A 22,704-nucleotide genomic window follows, 5' to 3' on the forward strand; every position below is an offset into this window, starting at 1 on the left:
TGTTGCCACCCCACAGGGGTGCCAACAGGCCGTCGTCGTGTTCAAAGGAGCCTGAATCGGCCGGGGTTGTTGTGGTCGCGATGGCGGGGGCACTGGCACGGTGGCCACGCTTGTCCCAATGAGTAGGTGTCGCTCTGCTTCCCGTCGAGGACGGTCACCGTCGCGCGTCGGGTGGTGACGATCCCGTTGTGCGCCATGGTGTAGACGCGCATCGTCATCTTCGGCTGTTCGTCCCGGCCAGGCCGGTTGCCGGCCATCAGCGGTCCTCCCCTCCCGGCACGGGGGCGAGGAGTTGGAGCAGACTGCGCAGGCTCCGTTTCACCATGCCGAGGTGGTAGGTCAGTTCTTCGGGCGTGGCGCCGGCCAGGTCGAGGGCTTCCGCCCCCGCGAGGGTCTGTCCGGCGACGATCACGACGGCCTGTTCGAGGCCGCCGCGGGTGGGTTTTCCGGCCGCGACGCACGCGGGGCACAGGCCCGAACGTGGCTCGGTGGGGTTGTGGGGCCCGAAGTCGCCGGGCGCGGCGCACAGAGCGCACCCGGGGGAGAGGACGGGGGCGGCCCGTCCGTCGGCGGTCACCGGATCACCACCATCCCGTGCGGTGCACACAGCAGCTCCACCCGTGGACCACTCTTGCGCCGCTGTTCGTGGGCGATGGCATAGGGCCGGACCATGCCCGCCCCGTGGCCGCCCGGCGGACCGGAGATCGCCCGGAACTGGATGGTGGGGGTGTCCCTGTGCGCCGCCGACACGGCCCCAGTGGGCGCGCCGGACACCAGCACCGGGCGCGGCGTCGGCGCGTCCCGGTGCCGCACGGCCGGGCAGTCAGTGTGGGCCACGGGCTCAAGCTCTGGCACGCGTGGTGGGTTCGTGGTCTCGTCGGCCACCGGCCACTCCTCTCCGTAGTGATTCCACTACCAAGCGAGTTCAGCGTGGCCTACTGTGGAGACCCGTTCAACGTGTCAGCAGAGGATGGAAGGCCAGGGAACGACCTGTGAACAAGAACGAGTTGAACCCGGACGCCTCGCCCGAGGCGGCCTACGGCGCGCGCTTACGGAGCCTGCGGGAGGCTCATGGCTGGACTCAAGAGGACCTTGCCGCACGTGCGGAATATTCCAGTGTGCATGTATCAGCCGTCGAAAATGGTCGGAAACCTCCAACCCTCCGTTTCTCGCGTAGCGCAGACCGCGCCTTCGGCATCGAGGGTGAAGACACGTTTGAGCGCCAGTTCCGCGAGATCCGCCACGGCAGCCTGCTGGAGGGGTTCCCGGAGTTCGTCGACCATGAGGCGCGCGCAGCGGAGATCCGGCTGTACGAAGTGGGCGTCATCCCCGGACTTCTCCAGACGCCGGACTACGCGGCGGTGCTGGCGGACAGCACCGTCAAGCGGGGGACGATCACAGCCGAGCAGGCGGAGGAGCGGGTCACGCTCGTCGCGGAGCGGCAGACCGCGCTTGTTCGGACGCCCCCGCCGCTGATCTCCGCGGTGCTGGACGAAAGCTGTCTGCGTCGGCCCGTCGGTGAACCTGCCGTCATGAACGCCCAGTTGGAGCAACTGATCGAGTTCGCCGAGCTGCCGAACACCGTGCTCCAGATCGCTCCGTTCAGCATGGGGGCTCGCCGTCCGTTCGACCTGCCGCTCTACATCCTGACGATGTCGGACCGGTCGCTCATGTCGTACGCCGAGTCCGCCCAGCGGGGTCATCTGGAACGGGACGGCAGGTTCGTCCTGCCCATGCTGGCGGCCTACCATCAGCTACAGGCCGAAGCCTGCTCACAGGCGGAATCCGTGGCCATGATCAGTCAGTTGCGAAAGGGCACCCCGTGACGACCGAATCCCCGCGTTGGTTCAAGTCCTCCTACAGCAACAACGGCGGCGCCTGCATAGAGGTCGCCGCCAACCTCGTCGCATCGCGCGGCGTGGTCCCCGTCCGTGACAGCAAGGACCCGCACGGCCCGGCGCTCATGTTCGAATCGACCGCCTGGTCGTCGTTCGTCTCCGCCGTCAGGCACGGGGAGTTCCCCACCACCTGACCCAGCCGCCAACCAGCCACCGAAGCGATCGGCCCCCGGACCGGGGGGCCGTCGTCATGTCGGCAGGCTGCCGCGCAGCCTGTGCAGGCGGAGGCGGATCTCGTGGAGCGCACGGCCCAGTCAGGGCCTCGGCAGGGGGAGGCCGGGCATCTGAGGGTGGCGCAAGTGCTGGCCGCCGTCGTAGACGTGCAGTCGAAACGTCTCCGGACCCGGTCGTCCCGCCGCGTCGTAGGCGCTCAGGACCGTCTCAATGCGGTCCCACAGCTTGACCGGGCCGCCTTGACGCACCTGCCATGTGCCGTCGTCCGGAGTAAGGGTGGCGGCGGAGCCGGTGATGACGTCGATGAGGTGCACCACCTCGCCGACCGTGGTCATCTGTGCGTCCGGCGCGGCGCTTTGGGCGAGGAACCGCAGATGGAAGGCCTCTTCTGTGGCGGCGGTGATCCGCTCCGGGCTGTGCATCGCCTTGCGGCCGGATTCGGAGAGGTCTGCGGCCCAGTGAGCGGGGTTCCCGAATGCCGGGGCGGCGTGCGTGCGCGCGGACATGAACGAGACGGTCCCGCCCAGCAGTTGGCCCTCGGCGGTGCCGTCGCCCTCGACGGTCAGCAGGACACGGGCGTATCCGTAGAGCCAGCCGCTGAGGGTGAGCAGGATCTTTCCTCCGGGCCGCGTCTGGGAAATGAGGGCCGGAGGGACGGCGCGGAAGGAGCACGCGGCCACGATCCGGTCAAAGGGTGCCTCGGGCCAGTACCCGTACAGCCCGTCGGCGACCGCGAGCGTGGGGGTGTAGCCCAGGCCGAACAGAGCGTTCGCCGCCGCTTCCAGACGGTGCGGGTCCACCTCGATGCTGGTGAGGTTGGCGGAACCGAGGTATTCGCACGCGAGCGCGGTGGAGTAGCCGGTCCCGGTGCCGATCTCCAGCACCGTGTGTCCCTCGGCGAGATCTGCGTCCGCCCACATCCGCAGCACGAGCGACGGGAGGGTGGACGACGAGGTCGGTGCCCCGCCGTGCCGGACGGTCGGCTGCTTCCAGTCCACTTCGTCGCCGTCGAACTGCGTGATCAGCGTGGTGTCGGAGTACGCGGCGGCCAGCCACCGGCCGTAGTCGATTTCGGCGGTGACTGGCTCCCATACGGTCATTCCCTGCCCGTCGCGCTCGTCGGCGGGCAGGTAGAAGCCGGGCACGAACCGGTGCCGGGGGACCGTCCCGACCGCCTGATACCAAGCCGGCCCGGCGGGAACGCCATCCGTGGCGAGGGTTTTCGTCATGGCCTCACGCAGGCGGGCCGCGTCGGTCTCAAGGCCGGCGGGCATGGTCATGGGTCACCGCCTCCTTTCCGCTCAGGATGTCGGCGAACGCCTCGGTGATGGCCGGGGCTTCGGGCAGCCAGCCCCATTGCCCGTTCGGATTGCACTCGATAGCAGTCCAAGATTCGGGCAGGTGCTCGTCTCCGGTGAGGGTGAAGTCGAAGCAGCCGAAGGCCAGGCCGAACGAGGACAGGTAGCTGTGCAGCGCGGCCTCGATCGGGGCCGGGACACCGACGGGTGTGTGGATGAGGGTGTTCCAGTCGCCTCGGCGCCAGTCCAGCGCGCCGTCCGGTGTCTCGATCCGGCTGGCGAAGACCTGCCGCCCGACCACGGTGATGCGTGCGTCGCCGGTCTTGGGGATCTCGGCCTGGAACAAGTGCGGCATCACGGTGATCGAGTCGTCGAATGTGTCCGGATCGACGCGCTGGGCCCAGATCGCCCCTGCGCACCCGTCCTCACTTGCGGGCAGGCCGCGGAACGGCTTGTAGATGATACGGCCGTGCTCAGCGGCGAACTTCCGCGCCTGCCCGACGTCGTTGGTGACCAGCGTCGCCGGGATGGTGAGCCCGAGCTTGGCGAAGCGTTGTAGCTGGGCGGGCTTGAAGTCCGCGCGGTTGACGGCGGCCGGGTGGTTCACGTACCGGGCGTCGCGCAGGTTGTGCAGGACGCCACCGAGGCCGTGCCGGGCCTCGGTGGTGGCGAAGTCTCGCTGCTGGGCGGGCAGGTGGGCGAATCGGGCGGAGTACGGGGTGGGGCGACGGTAGTAGACCGCCGCCACCTCCCCCAGTTCCACCTCGCGGGTGGTCGTGCGCAGCCGCCCACCCCAGACCGGTGTTCCGGCGCCGATGCGGGCGCCGAAGGCCAGTCCGGGCCCGATATCGCCCGGGTCGACCCGGGCGACGGGCACCTCGCGGTCGTTGAGTGCGGTGATGACCAGGTCGGCGGTGACGTCTTCCAGGGACGTGACGACCAGAACGAGGGGAGCCACCGGTCAGTCCGACTCGTAGTCGGTGGTGTTGTCGTCCTGGGTCTGCGGTTGCGGGTTCTGCCCGTCGCCGCCGCCGGACACCGAGGCGGTGCCCTTGGTCTTGTTGGTGCCGTGCTTGCCCATCTCCACCACCTGGCCTGCGGCGTCGGTGTAGCGGGCGGTCTGCGTGGCCCCGTCCAGCACCACTGCTGCGTACGACGGCGGGCTCACCGGCAGCCGGTCGGTGACCAGCCGCATCGCCCACGGAGCCTCGGGTGCAAGCGTCGCCATGCGTAATCCCCTTCTCGCGACATCAGGCGGATAGCCGGACGGCTCCCCCCTGAACAGAATCTGCCCACCGCGCGGGCTCTGACCAGTAGCGTAGGTGTTGCGAACCGTAGCGGAAAAGGCACACTCCGTGACCTCATGGGAGAGCACCAATGGCCAGAAGGACCGACAACCCACACCTCGCCTTGTGGATTGCCGCGACCGGCCTGTCCCACGGCGGGATGGCCCGCCGGGTCGCCGCCGAAGCGGTTCGCCGAGGTCACCGCAAGATCACCCCGGACGCCACCCGCGTCCGCCGCTGGATCGACGGCGAACGCCCCGCCCCGCCGCATTCAAGACGGCGTCCCGGTCGGCCTGCGGGTGCGGGCTTCACCGCGACTGCCGACTTGGCCGCGCTCGCCGGATGGGTCAGCCACGATTGCAGCAGGTATGCGACGGCCAGCGCTACTGGAGCTACGGCATCTACGCGGCTGGCGAGGCCGGTCAGCGTGACCGAGGAGTGGGGATCGTCACCCGCTGTCGCACCAGATGATCTACCTTGGTCGCCCGCGTGATGCCCTCGGCCTCCTCGAAGTGGCCGCTGCGAAGGCTGACCGACCTGCGGCGAAGGCCCTGGTTGCCTGAGACCATCGGAATCATGGGCAAGCACCGCCGACCCGGGCCACCGAACCAGCCGTCCCGCGTCACCGCGCAGGTCGACACCCACGATCCGCTCGCTGCGTACTTCAAGAGGCGGCGTGCGCCCATGGATCAATACCGGCGCCACCGCCCGCTTCATGGTGGTGGCGGCCACCTCCACCCCAGCGAAGCGAGGGTTCTGGAAGAATGGACCGATTTCGCGTGCGAGCCAGTTGGCACGGCTCCCGACCTTGCTGCGGCGCAGGCGTGGGTGCATGCTCAGCATCCTGGCTCAGGAACTAGTCTGACGGGGGACGGTCAGCCCACCATGGTGCGGATGTTGGCGTCGTTCAGGGGCACCGGGTGCATCTGTCGGCCTGGCCACGTGTAGTAGAGGCTCTTACAAGGAGAAGCGCCGTGCCCCTGGTGTCTGTCGTGATGCCCGTGTACAACTCGGCAGCCACTCTCGGCGCAGCGATTCGATCGGTGCTCACGCAGACCCACAGCGACCTGGAGCTTCTGGTCACCGACGACAAATCATCCGATGGCTCTATGGACCTGCTCATGGAATTCGCCCGGCAGGACGAGCGCGTCCTGCCGGAATCGGCGCCCGAACAGGGTGGTGCGGGCCGGGCGCGGAACCTCGCTATCGAACGGGCCAGGGGGGATTACGTCGCCTTTCTCGACAGCGACGATATGTGGCTACCGAAGAAACTTGAGCGGCAAACTGACTTCGCGGCGACGGCTGATGCGCCCTTGACGTTCACCTCCTACTACAAGATGGACGCCGACTACGATGGTGAGAGTACCGATTTCGTCCCGAACGGGCGTGTGATTCGGGCGCGGGAACACGTGGACTACCGCGCGATGCTGGTCCAGGATCACATCGGGGCTCTGACCGCCATGTACGACCGCACCGTCCTCGGCACGAGGCTGATGCCGGGGATGCGTAAGCGACAGGACTACGCCTTGTGGCTGTCGATCATGCGTGACGGTCATGACGCCCGCGGTCTTCCCGAGCCGCTGGCGGTGTACAGGGCTCACCGCTCGGGATCGCTGTCCTCGAACAAGCTGTCGCTCGTCCAGCACAACTGGGCGCTGTACCGGGAACACGAGCGGCTGTCGGTTCCCCGGTCGACGCGGGCGTTGGCCGGGGCTGTGTGGCAGTCGTTGCGTAATTCGCGGATCTAGGGGGTGCGCACGCCAACGCCCCGTCAGCTCGGTCAAGTGACGGGGCGTTGAGCGGAGGCGTTTCCGCCGCACGGCGTGTTACGCCGTCATCAGCGCTTACGGGCGGGCCGCGAGCGCTTGCCCGGACCGACCGTCACCACCTCGAAGTTGGACTTGGTGCGGTCCAGCCGGTGGAAGAGGTTGTCCGGTCCGGTGATGTACATCTTCGACACTCCGGCGCCCTTCAGCGTGTCCACCACCTTCGGCCAGTGAATCGGCAGATCGAAGGTGTCCAGCAGCATCGTGCGCAGCTCGTCGGCCGTGGTCACGATGGTGCCGTCCTGGTCGGTGACCACGGGCAGCTTCGGGTCGAGGATGTCGTACTTGGGCAGGATCTCCTCGGCGGCCCGGCGCCGCAGCTCCGCGAACGCGGGCGCGTGCACCGCCGGGACCATGGTGTACATGGAGTAGCCGCCGGCCTGGCTGATCGCCTTCTTGAACCACTCCAGCTCCGTCTCGCGCAGCGACACCATGAAGAAGCCGTCGTCGAGATAGCCGGAGTAGTCGTACCATTCGTCGCGCTCGCCGAGCTCGGTGAGGATCTCCGTGAGCTTCTCCCGCGGAGTGCGGACGAAGGTGTGGGTGACCGCGTCCTGGTGCTCCTCGGTGAAGTACGCGTGCTCACAGCGGGCCAGCTCCGCGGTGAGCCGCACCACCTCGGGGAACGGCAGCGAACTGACGTAGGCCGCGGCCGCCTTCTGCCCGAAGCTGGGGCCCACGCACAGGTCGGGGACCAGTCCGTGCTCCTGCTCCGCCCGGTCCGCCGAGGCCATCGAGTTCACCAGGAAGGCGATCTGAGTGGCCTCGGAGTAGTCGTCCTCGGAGTCGCGGAGCCGGTCGAAGACCGAGTAGCCCAGCGCCTCGTCGGCCTCGGCGAGCCGCTTCCGGGCGAACGGGTCGAGCGTGAGGAACCTGCCCACCTCGGAGAAGCCGGAGGGTCCCATGCCCGGGAAAACGATGGCTGTCTTCGTCTGCTCGGATGCCGTCATGGTGTGGTGCCTTACTCTCAAGTCCTGCCGTGGCTCAGTCCTGCGCCCGGCGGTTGAAGCCCCGGATACCGATCATCCCGAAGATCAGGATGGCCGCCCCGATGGCCGAGAAGCAGATCCACAGCGGGATCGACTCCGGTGTCTTCGGCCCGGGTGCCAGCAGCAGTCCGCGCATCGCCTCGGTGACGTAGGTCAGCGGGTTGAAGGTGCACAGCACCTGGAACCAGCGGACGGTCTCCAGGCTTCGCCACGGGAACTGCGTGGCCCCGGTGAACATGATCGGGGTCAGCGTCATGGCGAAGACGATGGAGATGTGACGCGCGGGCGCCAGGGTGCCCAGGGTGAGGCCGACACAGCCGCCGACGAGTCCGCCGAGGCTGAGGATGCCCAACGTCACCGGCATCTTCTCCAGCGGCCAGGAGACGTCGTCCAGCAGCGCCAGACCGATCGGGATCATGACCAGCGAGCCGATCAGACCGCGCATCGCGCCGAAGACCGCCTTCTCCACGGCCACCAGGGCGACCGGGATGGGCGCGAGCAATCGGTCCTCGATCTCCTTGGTCCAGGAGAAGTCGATGGCCAGTGGCAGCGCGGTGTTCTGCAGGGCGACCAGGAAGCTGTTGAGCGCCACCACACCGGGCAGCAGCACCTGCTGGAAGCCGGGCTGGGTGAAGCCGATCTCGCCGAGCACCTTGCCGAAGACGAACAGCATGAAGAACGGTTCCACGATGACCTGGCCCAGGAAGGGGCCCATCTCGCGGCCGGTGACGAAGATGTCGCGCCACAGGATGAAGAAGAACGTCCGCCACCGGTTGGCGCGGCGCCGGTGACGCCCGGCGCGGCGCTTGGCGTCGGGCAGTTCGAGTTCGAGTTCGGGCTGCGGCTGCGGCTCGGGCTCCACGAGGGGCGAACGGGCGTCGGCCGCCGCGATGATGGCGTTCAGCGCGGCCTTGGCGTCCTGCGCGGCCTGGGTCGCCGACGGGGCCGGTATCGGCTTGATGACCAGCGTCAGGGTGTCGCCGATGTCCCCGCCGTGCGGGGCGTGCGGGGCGCCCATGCCCCTGGGCTCGTGGTGCCGGTGCTCGTGCGGCCGGCTCTCGTGGTGCCGGGGGTCATGCGGCCGGGGGTCGTGCGGCCTGGTCTCATGCTTGGCCGGCTGGTTCGGGCCGGGCTTCTGGAGCTCGGCGCCCGGCCGCGCGGCGGACGGCTTGGAGGACCGGACGAGCACCGTCCGGGTGTCCTCGAAGCCGTCGTCCTCGGGGGACTTCGGCTCCGCGGCCCGCGGGTCGGCGGCGCCGTTCCCGCCCGGCCTGGCAGCGGGGGTCCGGGGGTCGGCGGGCCTGGCGGCGCCGCCCTGGTGCGCGGGTGTCCCGGCGCCGGTCGCGGGCTTCTCCTCCGCGGCCTTGCCACCCGTGGTCCCGTCCGTCGATGACCTGGGTCGAGAGGAGGAGCTCATCGCATCTCCTTCCCCGTCAGGTCGACAAAGACGTCTTCCAGGCTCGCCTTGCTCACATTCAGGTCCTTGATTTCGCAGCCGGTGTCGGTCAGGGCCTTGATGACCGTGGGCAGAAGTACGGAGGACGACGCGTTGCTGTAGACCTTCATCCGGAAGGTGCCGTCGTCGATCGCCCCGGCTCCGCCCATGGCTGCGGCCATCTCGTCCTCGGCGCTGAGCACCTCGACCCGTTCGGCGACCCCGAGGCCCTGCACCATGTGGACCACGCCGTTCATCCCGCTGTGCGGCGGGCGCACCGTGACGGTCAGCGCGGTGTTGCTCATCCGGCTGGTCAGCGCCTCGGGGGTGTCCAGGGCGAGCAGCTTGCCGTGGTCGACGATGCCGATCCGGTCACACAGCTTGGAGGCTTCCTCCATGTCGTGGGTGGTGATCACCACCGTGACGCCACGGGTCTTCAGTTCGGCGACCCGGTCGCGTACGAAGATCTGTGACTGCGGGTCGAGGCCGGTGGCCGGCTCGTCCAGGAACAGCACCCGGGGGCGGTGCATCAGCGCCCGCGCGATCATCACCCGCTGTGCCTGACCGCCGGAGACCTGGTCCGCCCGGGCCTTGGCGTGGTCGCCGAGGCCGACCCACTCCAGGCTCTCGTCCGCCAGGCGGTTGCGCTCCGAGCGGGAAAGACCGTGGTAGCCGGCGTGGAAGGTCAGGTTCTGACGGATCGTCAGTGACCGGTCCAGGTTGTTGCGCTGCGGCACGATGGCGAAGGACTGCCGGGCCACCGCCGGCCTGCGCACCACATCGACGCCCTGTACGAAGGCACGCCCGCCGGTGGGGGCGACACGGGTGGTCAGGATGCCGATGGTGGTGGTCTTGCCGGCTCCGTTGGGTCCGAGGAAGCCGAAGACCTCACCGTGCCTGACGGTGAAGCTGAGATTGTCGACAGCCGGTACTGGCCGGCCGGGATATTTCTTGACCAAGCCGTCGACAACGACGGCGAAGTCAATAGGACGTGTTGTGTTCATCGCTGTCGTCGCACCGATTTAATTGGCTTGAGGAGACCATTACTTTGCACATGTTTAACACGACAGCTTGACTCCTGGCCCCTAACTGCCCCCAGATTAGGGGGTAGTGGCACGGGTGAGGGGGCCTTAGGGGGCGCCCATCTGTGTCCCGCGCCACGTCGGGACGGGCGCGGTACCCGCATATAGCCCGTACCTCGAATAGCGGTTGCTAGGGGTTGTGGCCCGGGAGAAGGGCTCATAGCCTCACGGAGTCAGCATCTCGGACGAGCGTGGTCGACGCGCCCCACCGTGCACTCGTGCCCGGCCTCTCAGTGCAATCGCGGGGATGTACTCCTTGAGCCAGATCAAGCCCGATGATGTGGGCCTTATTCGGATATTGCAAACGGAAACTCCGAGCAGTTTCCGGCTGATCTGTTTCCCGGAATCCGCTCACTCCACCGCGTACTACCTCTCTTTGTCCGAGCTTCTGCTGCCCACGGTCGAGGTATTGGCGATCCAGTACCCCCTGTATGCCGGGCTCGAGGACGATGAGCGGCTGACCGACTCCGCCGACCTCGCGGACCGGATTTTCGGTGCGCTGGGGGAGTGGATGGACCGCCCGCTGGCCTTCTTCGGCCACCGGGCCGGTGCCGACCTCGCGTACCGCGTCGCCGAGCGCTTGGAACGGGAGACCGGGACACCGCTGCTGACCCTGTTCGTCTCCGGCCGGACCGCGCACTGGGGCATGACCCTGGGGCCCCCGGCGCTCGGCTGCCGGATCGTCGCCCTCGCCGGTGAGGGCGACCCCAAGACCCCGCTGCGCGGCGTACGGGCCTGGCGGCGGCGCACGAGCGGACGATTCGACCTCGAGGTGTTTCCCGGTTCCCGCTACTACCTCGACTCGAGCCGGAGAGAGGTCGTCAACCTGGTGCACGACCAGCTGCTCTCCCAAGTCTCCGTCGACGCCGAGTGGGAAGCCGGCGCCGAAGACCAGGGAGCCTAGGGGGGACCCGCCCAGGGCTGCCCGTACTCCTGAGCGAAAAGGAAAAGAGTAGGTTCGATGACCGCGAAGATCTACGCGCTCGACTCGGTGCAGACCCTGGCCGACTTCGAGCTGGACGCGCTGCGCGTCGCCGATGTGATCCGCGAGCACGGGGTGACCCACGGCGACCGCGTCATCTTCAAGGCGGGCAACTCCGCCGCCTACGTGAGCGTGCTGTTCGCGCTCATGCACGTGGGAGCCTCCATCGTCCTGATCGACCAGCAGGAGCACCCGGACGAGACCCGGCGGATAGCGCGGCGCACCGGTGCCGCGATCGCCTTCGTGGACGACGACGCCCCGATCCACGACGACATCCGTACGGTGAACCTCTACGAGCTGATAGCCCCGGCCGCCGGGCGCCCGCTCAGCACCCGGGAGCTGTCCTTCGACGCCTGGGCCGACCGGCGCGACGGCCTGATCATGTGGACCTCCGGCTCCACCGGCGAGCCCAAGGGCGCCGTCAAGTCCGGGATGAAGTTCCTCACCAACCTGGAGCGCAACGCCGCCCAGGTCGGGCATCGGCCGGACGATGTGCTGCTGCCGCTGCTGCCCTTCGCCCACCAGTACGGGCTGTCCATGGTGCTCATCGCCTGGCTCACCCGCTGCTCGCTGGTGATCGCCCCGTACAAGCGCCTGGACCGGGCCGTCCAGATGGCCGGACGGACCGGCGCCACGGTGATCGACGCCACTCCGTCCAGCTACCGCACCATGCTCAACCTGGTCGGCCGGAAGCCGTCGCTGCGGGCCCAGCTGGCGGGCGTCCGGATGTTCTGCTCGGGCGCCGCACCGCTGGACGGCGCGCTCTCCGAGCGCTACGTGGCCGAATTCGGACTGCCGCTGCTGGACAGCTACGGCAGCACCGAGCTGGGCAACATCGCCTTCGCCACCCTGGAGAACCCGGTCTCCTGCGGCCGGGCCATGGACGGCATCAAGCTGCGCGTCATCGACGAGGACGGCCACCCGGCCGCCCCCGGCGAGGCCGGCGAGATCGAGGTCGACACCCCCGACGCGCTCGAGGGCCACCTGGCCGCGGACGGCACCATCGACGCCGTGCCCACCGGCTGGCAGTCCACCGGCGACCTCGGCTACCTCGACGGGGACGACAACCTCTTCGTCCTGGGACGGAAGTTCGCGGTGCACCGCTCCGGCTACACGCTCTACCCCGAGCTGATCGAGCGGAAGGTGGCCCTCGCCGAGATCTCCACCCGGATCGTGCCGCTCCCCGACGAGCGCCGCGCCGGGGACGAGCAGCTGGTCTTCTTCGTGGAGGACGAGGAGCTGCGGGACGCCAAGCACTGGCGGGAGCGGCTCTGCCAGGTGCTCCCGGTCTACGAACAGCCCAACCGGGTCGAGGTGCTGGAGAACTTCCCGCTCAACCGCAACGGCAAGCCGGACAAGCGCCGCCTCGAGCAGCTGGCGCGGGGCTGAGACATGACAGGGGGAGCCGACGGCGCGCGACGGCTCCCCCTGTGCGCTCGGTGCGCTCTGTGCGTGACGCCGTGGCCGTCAGTCGTACGGAAGCTCCAGCGGCGCGAAGGTGTCGAAGAGATCACCGGGGCCGGGGTTGTCCGGATGGGTGGCGCCGCCGAGGTGGCGGAGCACGCCCCACACCGCGTTCAGCGCCGTGGTCACCGCTCCCTCGGCGAAGCCGGCCGTCCAGGAGACATCGTCCCCGCACAGGAAGAAGCCCTGCTGCCCCGGATCCATCCCGTCCTGCATGAACTGGGTGAACAGCCGCCGCTGATAGCGGTAGTGGCCGGGCAGATTGTTCTTGAAGGCCCCCATGAAGCGGGGCTCGGTCTCCCAGGTGACGGTCAGCGGCCCCCCGATGATGTGCGACCGGATGTCCACATCCGGATAGATCGCGGCCAGCTTGGTCAGCAGCGTCTCCAGCCGCTCCTCGGCCGAGAGCGTGGCGACCTTCAGCGAGTCGTCGTTCCAGGTGTACGACAGGCACATCACCCCGGGCCGGTCGGGCCCGTCGTCGAACAGATAGACCCCGCGCGGCATCCGGTCGGTGAGCGTCATGCTCATCGCGTCGTGGCCGGTCGCCGGGTCGGTGTCCCGCCAGAACGGCCGGTCGACCAGGACGAACAGCTTGGACGCGCCCATGTAGTGGGTGCGCTCCACCGCCGTCCACCGCGGAGTGGACAGCAGCGTCGCATCGCAGTCGACCCGGTTCAGCAGCGTCCACACATGCGGGCTGAAGACCACCGCGGGGAACTCGCGCTCCTCGCCGCTCTCGTCCGTCACCCGGATGCCGTCGGCGGTCCGCCGCAGCCGGGTGACCGCGGGCCGGGGCCGGCCGCCGTGCAGCGAGGCCAGCGAGGTGCCCGCCGGCCAGTGCGCGAGCGTCTCGGGCCGGTGCTCCCACAGCCCGTTCGGCACCTGGGAGGAGCCGCCGACTATGCCCACCTGGTTGTCGTCGGCCTCGGTGACCACGACACGCAGGATCTCCAGCACCGAGTTGGGGAAGTCGGTGTCCCAGCCGCCGGTGCCGAAGCCCACCTGGCCGAAGATCTCCCGGTGGCGGAACGACTGGAAGGTGGAGGAGGTGGCGAGGAAGCCGTAGAAGGACTGGTCGTCGAACTCCTTGACCAGCGAGTTCCATACGGTCTTCAGCGTGCCGACGTCCCGCCGCTGGATGGCGTCCCGCAGCGTGGCCAGGTCGGCCCGCTCCTGGAGCGCCTTGTCCCAGGCGTCGGCGACCTCCTGGTAGACCTCCGGGAGCTCGCCCGCGGTGCGCGCCCGGTCCTGACCGCCGTTCAGGTCGATCAGCGTGCTCGCGGTGGCCGGTGCCAAAGGATTAGGGAAAGGCCGAGTGGACAGGCCCAGCAGATCGATGTAATGGAACAGCGATCGGGCGGCGACGGGAAAGCGCATGGCGCCCATCTCCGCCTTGTATTCCGGATTACCGGGGAAGGGCGTGGAGCGCATCCGGCCGCCCAGTTGCTCCGCTTCATAAAGAACTGGGGAAAGCCCTAGTCGTAGAAGCTCATAGGCCGCGGTCAGTCCGGACATCCCACCGCCGATGACGGCGACTTCGGTCCCGTGCATCTCAGCGGGCAGGGCGCCCAGACCTGCTGGATGGGACAGCCATCGGTCGTAGGAAAAGGGGAAATCCGGCACGAGCATCGTCGTGGCGGACGCGGTGGCGCACGTCATGGCATCAACCTCGTTGTGGCCGAGTGGCTTCGCGGGGAGATCAGGCGGTGTAAGCGACATCGAAATCCAGGCTCGCGGGCAGTTCTCGGCGCTGGCTGATGTTGATCTTCCGGTAGACACGGGTCAAGTGTTGTTCCACCGTGGAGATCGTGATGAAAAGCTTAGCGGCGATCTCGCGGTTGGTGTAGCCGGAAGCTGCTAGTGCTGCCACTCGACTTTCCGCATCGGAGAGTTCGGAAAAGGCGGCGGTATCCTCTCCGGTACGGGCCGCCTCCGACAGGGCCGAACGGGCCGGAGTGCGCTGCAACGAGCGGGACAGCTCGTCGGCGCCACAGCTGTCCGCGAGCCGCAGGGCCCGACGGGTCATCAGCCGGCTGGTGTCCAGATCGCCGAGGTGCTTGTGCGCCTCCGCCAGGTCCGCCAGCGCCCGCGCCATCTCGTACCAGCCACCGCTCGCCTGGAGCACCCCCACCGCCTGCTGCAGCATCGCGATGCGCTCGTTCAGCGGCCGGGTGGCGGCCAGGACCCGCAGCGCGGCGCCCCGGGTGCGCGAGGACGACTCCCCGGCCAGCTCCAGCTGCTCCTCCGCCAGCCGCGCCGCGCGCTCCTGGCCGCCGAGTGTCAGCCAGGTCTCGGCGGCGCCGAGCCGCCAGGTCAGGGTGGCGGGGGAGTCCAGGCCCCAGGCGGCCATCTTCTCGCCGCAGGCGCGAAAGTCGGTGAGGGCCGCGTGCTGCCGGCCGGTGGCCAGCTGGTGCCGGGCCCGTGCGTAGAGGTAGTGCAGCCCGAAGCGGTTGCGGTACATCTCGTCCGGCACCGGGCGGGCGAGCAGTTCGGCCGCCGCGTCATGGTTGCCCATCGCGGTGTGCGCGTTGATCAGCATCCCCAGCGGCATGCCGACGGTGACGCCCCAGCCGCGCGCCGGAAGCTCCTCCAGCGCCCGCTCCGCGTACCGGACCGTGTCCCGCAGCCGTCCCACCCGCAGCGCGATCTGGGCCCGCAGCACGCAGAAGTAGGCCAGCAGCGCCTTGGCGCCGCGCTCCGAGGTCTCCTCGATCAGCCGGTCGCACCAGGAGGTGGCGGTGGCGTGGCGGTCGGCGTACACCAGCGTCTGGAGCGCGGCGTGCACCGTCAGCATCGTCCGGTCGGAGAGCCGCACGGTCTCCAGCACCCGCTCCGCGGCCCGTACGGCGCGTTCGTCCACCCCGCGGCTCAGCACGGTCCGCAGCGCGCGGAACGCGGTCAGATGGGGTGACTCCGGGGTCTGGTCCGGCGACAGCGGGGCGTCCCACGGGCCGTCGTCGGCCTCCTCCTGGTCCAGGAAGGGCCACAGTTCGGGGTGGTCGGGGTAGGTGGAGGACAGGGCGAGCCGGATGGCGCGCAGCCCGGTGTCCAGCTCGGTGCCCGGGTGTTCGGCGGCGGCTCGGCTGAGCTGCTTCAGCGCGGCGGCCGCCTCGTCCATCCGGCCGAGACCCAGCAGCCCGATGACGACCGGGATGGTCTCGGGGGCGGGCAGCAGCCCGCTGCCCGCCGGACCGGCCAGCGACTGCAGCCGCCGCATCTGGGACAGCGGGTTGAACGGCCACATGGCCTGCACCATCGTGGCCTGGAGCTGAAGCGCCTCGCGCTCGTCGGTGGTGTAGCGGTCGGCCATCTGGAGGCAGTTCATGGCCAGTTCGCGGCGGTCCGCGGCGATGGCGTGCACGGCCGCGTCACACAGCGCCTGTGTGATCCACTCCTCGACCGGCGCGGGCGCCTCGTGGCTGAGCAGATGGCGGGCCACGTCGACGGGGTCGGCGCCCTCCTCGTACAGCAGCCGGGCGGCCCGGTGGTGCAGCGGGCCGAGCTCGTGCAGCTCCAGGTCGTCCAGGAGCACGGTGCGCACCGCGTCGCTGCGGAACCGTCCGCCGTGCAGGATCCCGACCTCGGTGAGCAGTGCGACGGACTGCCGGACCAGCCGCTCCTCGACCTCGATCAGCCTGCTCAGCAGGGGAACGGACGTGGCGTCACCCAGCAGCGCGATCCCGTGGGCCACCCGGCGGTGGGCCGGGCCGCCGCGGTAGACGCAGGACAGCGCCGCCTGCCGGAACAGCTCCCCGGCCACCGGGGCGTCCGTGCCGGGCGCGGGGTCGAGGGGGCCGCGGGTGAGGCGGGAGAACCGGTCGTCCAGCAGTCCGCGCAGCAGCAGCAGATTGCCGCCGGTCATCTCGTGGTACGCGACGGCGTGCCGCCCGGCCTCCTCGGTGCCCAACTCCTCGGTCAGCAGCGTGGAGACGCCCGTGACGGTGAGCGGGGCGAGCCGGACGTGGCACACCTTCGGCTCGTGCAGCAGCTCGTCCAGGGTGGTGGCGGCGGGGCCGGTCAGCGCCCCGCGGCTCACCACGACGGACAGCGCCTCCGAGCGGCAGCGGCGGATGCCGTACGCCAGGCAGCGCAGCGACGGCAGATCGGCGAACTGGACATCGTCGATGGCGATCAACAGGGGCGCGTCGCCGGTCAGTTCGTCGAGGGTGCGGTGGAAGTCCTGGAGCAGTGGGAGCTCGGTCTGGTCCGGGCCGTTCGGGTCGCGGAGCGCCTCGAGGCCGGGGCGCGGCCGGGAGCGCTGCAGATGGGCCGGCATGCCCTGGTAGAGCTGCTCGAGCACGGCGTAGGGGAACTTCTGCTCCGAGGCGGAGGCGACCGCGGGAAGTACCCGGACGCCGCGCCCGCCCGCCGTATCCGTCATGGTGTGCAGAAGTGCGGTCTTTCCCGATGTCACGGCGCCGCTGATGACGGCGAGCCGGCTTCCCTCGCGGGCGCCCTCGAAGAGGAGCCGATTGAGCCGGGCTATCTCCTGATCGCGCTCCACCAACACGTACGAAACACCTTCCCCGATTTTCCGTGTGCGCAGGGGTCTTGAAAGCGAATCACCGTGCATGGCGCACCTGGTAATGCATCGTCCCCCGATATTTGAAATTACCGTGCCGCTGTTCGGGTCCCCTCATCCCTTCCGTTGCTGCACCCTGTGCGGCGGCATCGCTGCTCTGCGTTATGTCGCATGGTTGTGTCGCATGTTCCCCGCCCCACCCGGTCTGGTTGGGCATGCCAACCAGGGGTCACGGGTATGGGGTGGATGCGCACTCTAGCAGTGCCGTTGGTACGAAAAGATGACCGTCTCGTCACGGGAGAAACTGTTCGATTACGGTTTCGTCCCCAGGGGTGAGTTGTGAAGTCCGGAGCCGACTCTCAGATCGGGCTTCGTTGCTGGTAGTTGGGGGGTTCCTGAAGGTAACCCCCCTGTCGGATGTGAAAGTTGCGCAAAAGTGTAGGAAACAGCTGAACCTTGAGTTCTCCCTCTCGCATCCCGCTGTGTGTGTTTCCCCTGTTCCATGGTCGGAGTCATCGTCGCCCTGGGCATCCATTAGCATCGCCGCGGCCACTGAATCGACCACGGTGTGTCATGGGCCACTATGGGAACGGCCACTAGGGAAACAACTAGTTGTCCGAGCGAGAAACGGGAGGAAGTGCGCGTGGTCAACCAGAAGTTGACATTTGTCGTCGGCACCGGACGGTGCGGTTCGACGGCTCTGTCTCAGATCATCAATATTCATCCGGATGTCCTCAGCATCAATGAATTGTTTGCCAGTATTCCCGACTCGGAGGTACTGGACGAGGCTCCGCTGAGCGGTGCGGATTTCTGGGGATTTCTGTCCCGGCCCAATGTGGTCACCAATAGCATGATCAAAAATGGCGCCATCCCGCCCGAGTTCCTCTACCACCGGATGCCCAAGCGGCGGTTCGACGCGGAGACCACCGGTATCCCGGCCATCAGCGTCATGGTGCTGCCCCATCTGACCGACGACCCCGACGCGCTCTTCGACGAGTTGGCGGCCGAGGTCACCACCTGGCCCACCCGCCGTCCGGCGGACCACTGGACGGCCCTCTTCGCCACCCTCGGCGCATGGTTCGGCAACCCCGGAGCCGTCGTCGAGCGCACCGGCCTGTCCATCGGCCGCGTACCCGAGATGCACCGCGCCTTCCCCGAGGCCCGCTTCGTGCACCTCTACCGCCAGGGCCCCGACTGTGCCGTCTCGATGAGCCGCCACTTCAGCTTCCGGATGATCCCGATGCTGTGGGAGATGGCCGTCCACTGCGGTCTCGAGACCCCGAGGCAGCTGACGCCGCAGCACGCGGCCCTGCTCCCGCCCGACCTGGCCCCGCTGCTGAGCGACCGCTACGACCCGGCGCTGGTGTGGGACCGTGCCATCCCGATCGGCGCGTTCGGCACCCTGTGGTCCGAGACGATCGTCGACGGTCTGCGGAAGCTGGACGAGGTCCCGGCGGAGCAGTGCACCGCGCTGTCGTACGAGACCCTGCTGGAGGAGCCGGAGAAGGAGCTGATCCGGCTCGCCGAGTTCATCGGGGTGGAACCGCACCGCGACTGGCTGGACGCGTCCATCGCCCACCTCGACGGTGGCCGGCCCGGCGCGGCGGGCAAGCTGGCCGAGGAGGAGCTCACCTCGCTGCTGGAATCCTGTAGCCCGGGGATGCGGGCGCTGGTCGCCCACCAGTAGGGCGCATGTCGTCACCCGGCGGCGGCCGCCCTCCTGGAGGCCGGTCGCCGGGGGGCGCCCTGCCGAGGGGTCCATACCTCGAGGGCACGCCGTGGCGAGACGTCCATAGCCGGTGCCTATCATCGTGGTGTGCAGTTGCATCAGCTGCGTTATTTCGCCACCGTCGCGGAGACCCGGCACTTCACCCGCGCCGCGGAGCTCCTGCATGTCGCCCAGCCCTCGCTGTCCCAGCAGATCCGCGCCCTCGAACGGGAGCTGGGAGCCGATCTCTTCCACCGGGCGCGCGGCAACATCGCCCTCACCGACGCGGGCGAGGCCCTGCTGCCACTGGCCCGCCAGATCCTCGCCGACGCCGAGACCGCGCACCGCGAGGTCCAGGAGGTCGCCCAGCTGCGGCGCGGCCGGGTGCGGCTGGGGGCCACGCCGAGCCTGTGCGCCAGCTTCGTCCCCGATGTGCTGCGCCGCTTCCACGACGAGTTCCCCGGCATCGAGCTGATCGTGGACGAGGGCGGTTCCCAGGACCTGGTCCGCACGCTCTCCGCGGGCGAGCTGGACCTCGCGCTGATCATCACCCCGGTGCTCGGCCAGGCCCCCGCCCTCGCCGCCACCGAGCTGCTGCGGGAGGAGCTGGTGGTGGCCTCCTCACTCGCGTCCCCACCGCCCACCCGGCGCCGCCGGATCCAGGTCGAGGATCTGCGGGACCGGCCGATGGTGATGTTCCGGCGCGGCTACGACCTGCGGGAATTCACCACGGCGGCCTGCCGGGCGGCCGGTTTCGAGCCGTCGTTCACAGTCGAGGGCGGTGAGATGGACGCGGTGCTGGGCTTCGTACGGGCCGGGCTCGGCATCGCCGTACTGCCGGGGATGGTGGCGGCCCGGTCCGGGCTGCGGATCACGCCGTTCGCGGGTCACGACATGCAGCGCACCATCGCCGTCGCCCACCGTAAGGACGTCGCGCCGCCCCGGGCCGCGCGGGAGCTGCGCCGGGTGATGCTGGAGCATCTGCGGACGGCGGCCGCAGGGGAGTTCGGCCTGCCGCCGACCACGACGCGGCTGCTGCCGTAGCGGGGCGGCGGCCTGCCTCAGGGGGCGTCCGGCGGTTCTTTCCCCTACCCGCCCCTTCCCGACACCTGACGATATGCGGCTCCGCCGGGTGGGGGGCTTCGCCGCGTGGGGGCTTCGCCTCTGGACCCCGGGTCTGGGGCGGAGCCCCGCCTTCCGGCCCCTCCAGGGGGCACCTCCCAGCGGTGGCTGGGGGAGCTTGAGGAGTGGGGTCTGAGGCGGAGCCCGCCTGCCAGCCCCTCCGGCGCTTGAGGAGCGGGGTCTGGGGCGGAGCCCCAGTTGTGGGAAGGGGCGGGGAGGGGAGCAGCCCGCCGCAGGCGCCAAGCCCCGCCGGACACCCCCTAGCGGGGCGGCGGCGCGCCGTAAGGCCGCCGGGGGTTGTGATCAGCCCCAGACGGCGTGGGCCAGCCCCACACCCGCGAAGGCGGCGCCCACCCCGACCACCAGACTCAAGCCCACATTCGCCACGGCGAAGAGCCGCGCGCCCTCCTCGGCCAGCCGCAGGGTCTCGTACGAGAACGTCGAATACGTCGTCAGCGCCCCGCACAGCCCCGTGCCCAGCAGCAGCTGCAGCCGCTGGGACGCCGCCCCCTCCGCCGCCGCGCCGGTCAGCAGGCCCAGCACCAGACAGCCCACCACATTGACCAGGAACGTGCCCCAGGGGAACACCGAGTCGTGCCGTGTCTGCACCGCGCGGTCGGTCAGATAACGCAGCGGGGCGCCGACCATCCCGCCCGCGATCACCAGCAGCCAGTTCACCGGGCCCGCCCCCGGGGGTGCACGATCTCGACCGGGTCGACCACCACGAGGCCGTCACCCACGATCTCCTCCAGCTCGGGCAGGAAGGACCGCACTCGCTCCTCCGTATCGATGATCACGATGGCCATGGGCAGATCCTCGCCGAGCGACAGCAGCCGCGAGGTGTGGATCAGGGACGTGGAACCGTACCCCTCGACACCGCGGAACACGCTCGCGCCCGCGAGCCCCGCGCGATGGGCGCGGTGCACGATCTCGGCGGACAGCGGTTTGCGGTGCCAGGTGTCGTTCTCGCCGATGAAGACGGTCAGTCGCAGCGCGGGCTCGCCGGTCATCGGGCCGCCCTCCCGCCGGGGCCGCCGCCGTACCCGCTGCCGTACCCGCCGAGGACGCGCCGGGTCGCCGCCACGGCCGTCCATACGGCCGCCATCGCCACCACGAGCGTGCCCAGCAGATAGCCGAAGGCGATCGCGATACGGCCGTCCTGGATCAGCCGGGTGAAGTCCACGGTGTACGTCGAGAAGGTGGTGAAGCCGCCCAGCACACCGGTGCCGAAGAAGGGCCGCACCAGCCGGTGGGCCGTCCACATCTCGGTGATCAGCACCAGGAAGACGCCGATGATCGCGCAGCCGACCGCGTTGACCAGCAGGGTTGTCCAGGGGAAGGCGCTGGACGGGGTCGGCCACAGCAGCGACGCGCCGTAGCGGGCCGTCGCCCCGAACGCGCCGCCCACCGCCACCACACCCACCACGGGGCCCTGTCCTCGCCACGGGCTGTGCCGGGCGGGCGGGGCCGGGCCGGTATCGGGGTCGATGGGCTCGTCCACCACATCTGACCGTGAGCTGCCCATACGGCTCAGATTACGTCGTGACGCGGACACCGGCCGACCGGGCTGGTGGAGGGGAGGGGGCGGAGCGAGAGGTATGGACGCCTTACGGGCGCCGTATGGGCACGTTGCGGGCGCTGTCTGGGTGCCGTACGGGTGCCGTATGGGCGCTGTATGGGCGCCTTACGGAGGAAGCCCGTCAGTGATCCCGGCGCGCCACGAAGTCGCACAGCGCGTGCAGAACCCGGGTCGCCGGACCGTCCGGCAGTCTGTTCGCCGCGGTCCGGGCGCGCAGCAGCCGGGCGTTCATCACCGTGCGCGCCTCCGCCAGCGCCCCGCAGCGGTGCAGCAGCGCGACGGCCCTGGGCAGCCCGGCGCCCTCCGGGCCCGCGGTGGCGGCGCTCAGCAGGGCGCGCAACTCACCCGCCTCCGGCCGCTCGTCGGCCAGCGCCAGCAGCACCGGGAGGCTGGCGACCCCGATCGCGAGATCCTTCCCCTGCTCCTTGCCGGAGACCTCGGAGGTGGAGGTGATGTCGAGGATGTCGTCGGATATCTGGAACGCGATGCCCAGATGTTCTCCGTATTCGGCGAGCGTCTGGACGACATGCTCCGGGGCGCCCGTCCGGACCGCACCCAGTTGGAGGGCCATGGCGATCAGCGCGGCCGATTTCCCGGCCACCACGGTGAAGTAGTGGGAGAGCGGATCGTCGTCGTCCGAGGGGCCGACGAGTTCCCGTATCTGGCCCATGATCAGCCGATTGGTGACCTTGGACTGCAACCGTATGGTCTCCGGGCCGAGTTCCGCGGCGAGCTGGGCCGCCTTCGACAGCAGCCAATTGCCCGCGAGGACGGCGGTGGTGTTGCCCCAGCGGGCGTTCACGCTGGGGACTCCGCGCCGGGTACGGGCCTGGTCCATGACGTCGTCGTGGTAGAGCGAGGCGACATGCACCAGCTCGGCCAGGGCGGCGGCCTCCACGGCGGGGGACGGGTCGGTGGCGGCCGGATCGGCGATGGCCGGGTCGGCGGCGGATGGGTCGGCGGCGGATGGGTCGGCGCTGGCCGGGTCGGTGGCGGATGGGTCGGCGCTGGACAGGACGGCGGCGGGTGGGGCAGCGATGCCCCGGGCGCGCTCGCCGAACTCCGCGCCCACCAGCGCCAGGAGCGGGCGCAGCCGCTTGCCTCCGGGGCCGAAGAGATGTCCGGCGACTTCGGCGACACATGGGTCCCGGGCCTCGGCGGCGAGAGCGCGCAGCCACTTCTCCGAGGCGTCCATTCCGCGTTCCAGCCGGGCCGTGAGCGCGGGGTCGCCGATGGTGAGCTCCATGGCCATGGAGCCCCTGGGCTCGGTTCTGGCGGACGCGACCATGCCGCGGACCGTAGGCGAGGGGCGCCCCGGAACCCCGAATTCCGTCAG

The 22,704-nt window shown here is 69.5% G+C and carries 24 protein-coding genes; 9 read left to right on the forward strand and 15 right to left on the reverse strand.

Annotated features, from left to right (window positions below):
* Positions 1-41: 41 nt before the first annotated feature.
* Genes JK364_RS08945 through JK364_RS08955 form a run of 3 tightly spaced genes read right to left on the reverse strand, consistent with a single transcriptional unit; the run spans position 42 to position 837 of the window.
* Complete coding sequence (locus tag JK364_RS08945; protein ID WP_201849379.1) at positions 42-257, reverse strand: hypothetical protein; 216 nt, start codon at positions 255-257, stop codon at positions 42-44.
* Positions 257-577, reverse strand: a complete 321-nt coding sequence (locus JK364_RS08950; protein ID WP_201849865.1) for a hypothetical protein — start codon at positions 575-577, stop codon at positions 257-259. Before JK364_RS08950 ends, JK364_RS08945 begins: the two co-directional genes overlap by 1 nt.
* Positions 574-837, reverse strand: a complete 264-nt coding sequence (locus JK364_RS08955) for a hypothetical protein (RefSeq protein WP_201849381.1) — start codon at positions 835-837, stop codon at positions 574-576. The genes JK364_RS08950 and JK364_RS08955 overlap by 4 nt, the downstream gene beginning before the upstream one ends.
* A gap of 155 nt (positions 838-992) precedes the next feature.
* Between JK364_RS08955 and JK364_RS08960 the strand changes: the two genes are divergently transcribed.
* Both JK364_RS08960 and JK364_RS08965 read left to right on the forward strand, forming a co-directional pair.
* Positions 993-1,826, forward strand: coding sequence for a helix-turn-helix domain-containing protein (locus tag JK364_RS08960; protein ID WP_201849383.1), 834 nt, complete (start codon positions 993-995; stop codon positions 1,824-1,826).
* Positions 1,823-2,032, forward strand: a complete 210-nt coding sequence (locus JK364_RS08965; RefSeq protein WP_201849384.1) for a DUF397 domain-containing protein — start codon at positions 1,823-1,825, stop codon at positions 2,030-2,032. The genes JK364_RS08960 and JK364_RS08965 overlap by 4 nt, the downstream gene beginning before the upstream one ends.
* Before the next feature lie 120 nt (positions 2,033-2,152).
* Here JK364_RS08965 and tgmC read toward each other — a convergent pair whose 3' ends face one another.
* From tgmC to JK364_RS08980, 3 genes are read right to left on the reverse strand one after another with little or no spacing between them, the layout of a single operon-like run.
* Complete coding sequence (gene tgmC, locus JK364_RS08970) at positions 2,153-3,352, reverse strand: ATP-grasp peptide maturase system methyltransferase (protein ID WP_201849386.1); 1,200 nt, start codon at positions 3,350-3,352, stop codon at positions 2,153-2,155.
* Positions 3,330-4,328, reverse strand: a complete 999-nt coding sequence (tgmB, locus tag JK364_RS08975; protein WP_201849388.1) for an ATP-grasp ribosomal peptide maturase — start codon at positions 4,326-4,328, stop codon at positions 3,330-3,332. Before tgmB ends, tgmC begins: the two co-directional genes overlap by 23 nt.
* Before the next feature lie 3 nt (positions 4,329-4,331).
* Positions 4,332-4,598: a putative ATP-grasp-modified RiPP gene (locus JK364_RS08980; RefSeq protein WP_230991630.1), complete on the reverse strand. Its 267-nt coding sequence runs from the start codon at positions 4,596-4,598 to the stop codon at positions 4,332-4,334.
* A 218-nt stretch (positions 4,599-4,816) separates the two neighbouring features.
* On the opposite strand from JK364_RS08980, the gene JK364_RS58585 reads away from it, so the two are divergent.
* The 3 genes from JK364_RS58585 (at position 4,817) to JK364_RS08985 (ending at position 6,404) form a co-directional block, all read left to right on the forward strand.
* Positions 4,817-5,149, forward strand: coding sequence for a hypothetical protein (locus tag JK364_RS58585; protein ID WP_504941358.1), 333 nt, complete (start codon positions 4,817-4,819; stop codon positions 5,147-5,149).
* Positions 5,150-5,232: 83 nt separating this feature from the next.
* Positions 5,233-5,604, forward strand: coding sequence for a DUF6087 family protein (locus tag JK364_RS55150; RefSeq protein ID WP_269146208.1), 372 nt, complete (start codon positions 5,233-5,235; stop codon positions 5,602-5,604).
* A gap of 26 nt (positions 5,605-5,630) precedes the next feature.
* A complete protein-coding gene (locus JK364_RS08985; RefSeq protein ID WP_201849390.1) occupies positions 5,631-6,404 on the forward strand; it encodes a glycosyltransferase family 2 protein in 774 nt (257 codons plus the stop codon).
* An 89-nt stretch (positions 6,405-6,493) separates the two neighbouring features.
* Here JK364_RS08985 and JK364_RS08990 read toward each other — a convergent pair whose 3' ends face one another.
* Genes JK364_RS08990 through JK364_RS09000 form a run of 3 tightly spaced genes read right to left on the reverse strand, consistent with a single transcriptional unit; the run spans position 6,494 to position 9,910 of the window.
* Complete coding sequence (locus tag JK364_RS08990) at positions 6,494-7,432, reverse strand: ACP S-malonyltransferase (protein ID WP_201849392.1); 939 nt, start codon at positions 7,430-7,432, stop codon at positions 6,494-6,496.
* Between the two features lie 34 nt (positions 7,433-7,466).
* The gene (locus tag JK364_RS55155; protein ID WP_230991631.1) at positions 7,467-8,888 is read right to left on the reverse strand and encodes an ABC transporter permease; all 1,422 of its coding nucleotides are present in this window, start codon (positions 8,886-8,888) and stop codon (positions 7,467-7,469) included.
* Entirely contained in the window at positions 8,885-9,910 is a 1,026-nt protein-coding gene (locus JK364_RS09000; protein ID WP_201849394.1) for an ABC transporter ATP-binding protein, read from the reverse strand. The genes JK364_RS55155 and JK364_RS09000 overlap by 4 nt, the downstream gene beginning before the upstream one ends.
* Before the next feature lie 325 nt (positions 9,911-10,235).
* On the opposite strand from JK364_RS09000, the gene JK364_RS09005 reads away from it, so the two are divergent.
* Positions 10,236-10,892: a thioesterase II family protein gene (locus JK364_RS09005; RefSeq protein WP_201849396.1), complete on the forward strand. Its 657-nt coding sequence runs from the start codon at positions 10,236-10,238 to the stop codon at positions 10,890-10,892.
* A gap of 57 nt (positions 10,893-10,949) precedes the next feature.
* Entirely contained in the window at positions 10,950-12,359 is a 1,410-nt protein-coding gene (locus JK364_RS09010) for a class I adenylate-forming enzyme family protein (RefSeq protein WP_201849398.1), read from the forward strand.
* A 78-nt stretch (positions 12,360-12,437) separates the two neighbouring features.
* On the opposite strand, the gene JK364_RS09015 is transcribed toward JK364_RS09010, so the two are convergent.
* Together JK364_RS09015 and JK364_RS09020 are read right to left on the reverse strand one after the other, a co-directional pair.
* Positions 12,438-14,096 (reverse strand): flavin monoamine oxidase family protein, encoded by a 1,659-nt coding sequence (locus JK364_RS09015; RefSeq protein WP_201849400.1) that lies wholly within the window; start codon positions 14,094-14,096, stop codon positions 12,438-12,440.
* A 40-nt stretch (positions 14,097-14,136) separates the two neighbouring features.
* Positions 14,137-16,941, reverse strand: a complete 2,805-nt coding sequence (locus JK364_RS09020) for a helix-turn-helix transcriptional regulator (RefSeq protein WP_307841216.1) — start codon at positions 16,939-16,941, stop codon at positions 14,137-14,139.
* A gap of 601 nt (positions 16,942-17,542) precedes the next feature.
* Between JK364_RS09020 and JK364_RS09025 the strand changes: the two genes are divergently transcribed.
* A complete protein-coding gene (locus JK364_RS09025) occupies positions 17,543-18,646 on the forward strand; it encodes a sulfotransferase family protein (RefSeq protein WP_230991633.1) in 1,104 nt (367 codons plus the stop codon).
* A gap of 129 nt (positions 18,647-18,775) precedes the next feature.
* Complete coding sequence (locus JK364_RS09030) at positions 18,776-19,711, forward strand: LysR family transcriptional regulator (protein ID WP_201849405.1); 936 nt, start codon at positions 18,776-18,778, stop codon at positions 19,709-19,711.
* A 381-nt stretch (positions 19,712-20,092) separates the two neighbouring features.
* Here the strand turns inward: JK364_RS09030 and crcB (JK364_RS09035) are convergent, their stop codons facing one another.
* From crcB (JK364_RS09035) to JK364_RS09050, 4 genes are all read right to left on the reverse strand, one after another.
* Positions 20,093-20,467 carry a fluoride efflux transporter CrcB gene (gene crcB, locus JK364_RS09035; RefSeq protein ID WP_201849407.1) on the reverse strand — a complete coding sequence of 125 codons (375 nt, stop codon included), beginning with the start codon at positions 20,465-20,467 and terminating at the stop codon, positions 20,093-20,095.
* Positions 20,464-20,799 carry a DUF190 domain-containing protein gene (locus tag JK364_RS09040; protein WP_201849410.1) on the reverse strand — a complete coding sequence of 112 codons (336 nt, stop codon included), beginning with the start codon at positions 20,797-20,799 and terminating at the stop codon, positions 20,464-20,466. Before JK364_RS09040 ends, crcB (JK364_RS09035) begins: the two co-directional genes overlap by 4 nt.
* The gene (gene crcB / locus JK364_RS09045; RefSeq protein ID WP_201849412.1) at positions 20,796-21,314 is read right to left on the reverse strand and encodes a fluoride efflux transporter CrcB; all 519 of its coding nucleotides are present in this window, start codon (positions 21,312-21,314) and stop codon (positions 20,796-20,798) included. The genes JK364_RS09040 and crcB (JK364_RS09045) overlap by 4 nt, the downstream gene beginning before the upstream one ends.
* Positions 21,315-21,489: 175 nt before the next feature.
* On the reverse strand, positions 21,490-22,656 hold the full coding sequence (locus tag JK364_RS09050) for a polyprenyl synthetase family protein (RefSeq protein WP_230991634.1): 1,167 nt from the start codon (positions 22,654-22,656) through the stop codon (positions 21,490-21,492).
* Positions 22,657-22,704: the final 48 nt, after the last annotated feature.

Source organism: Streptomyces endocoffeicus, from assembly GCF_016741935.1.
Classification (GTDB): domain Bacteria; phylum Actinomycetota; class Actinomycetes; order Streptomycetales; family Streptomycetaceae; genus Streptomyces; species Streptomyces endocoffeicus.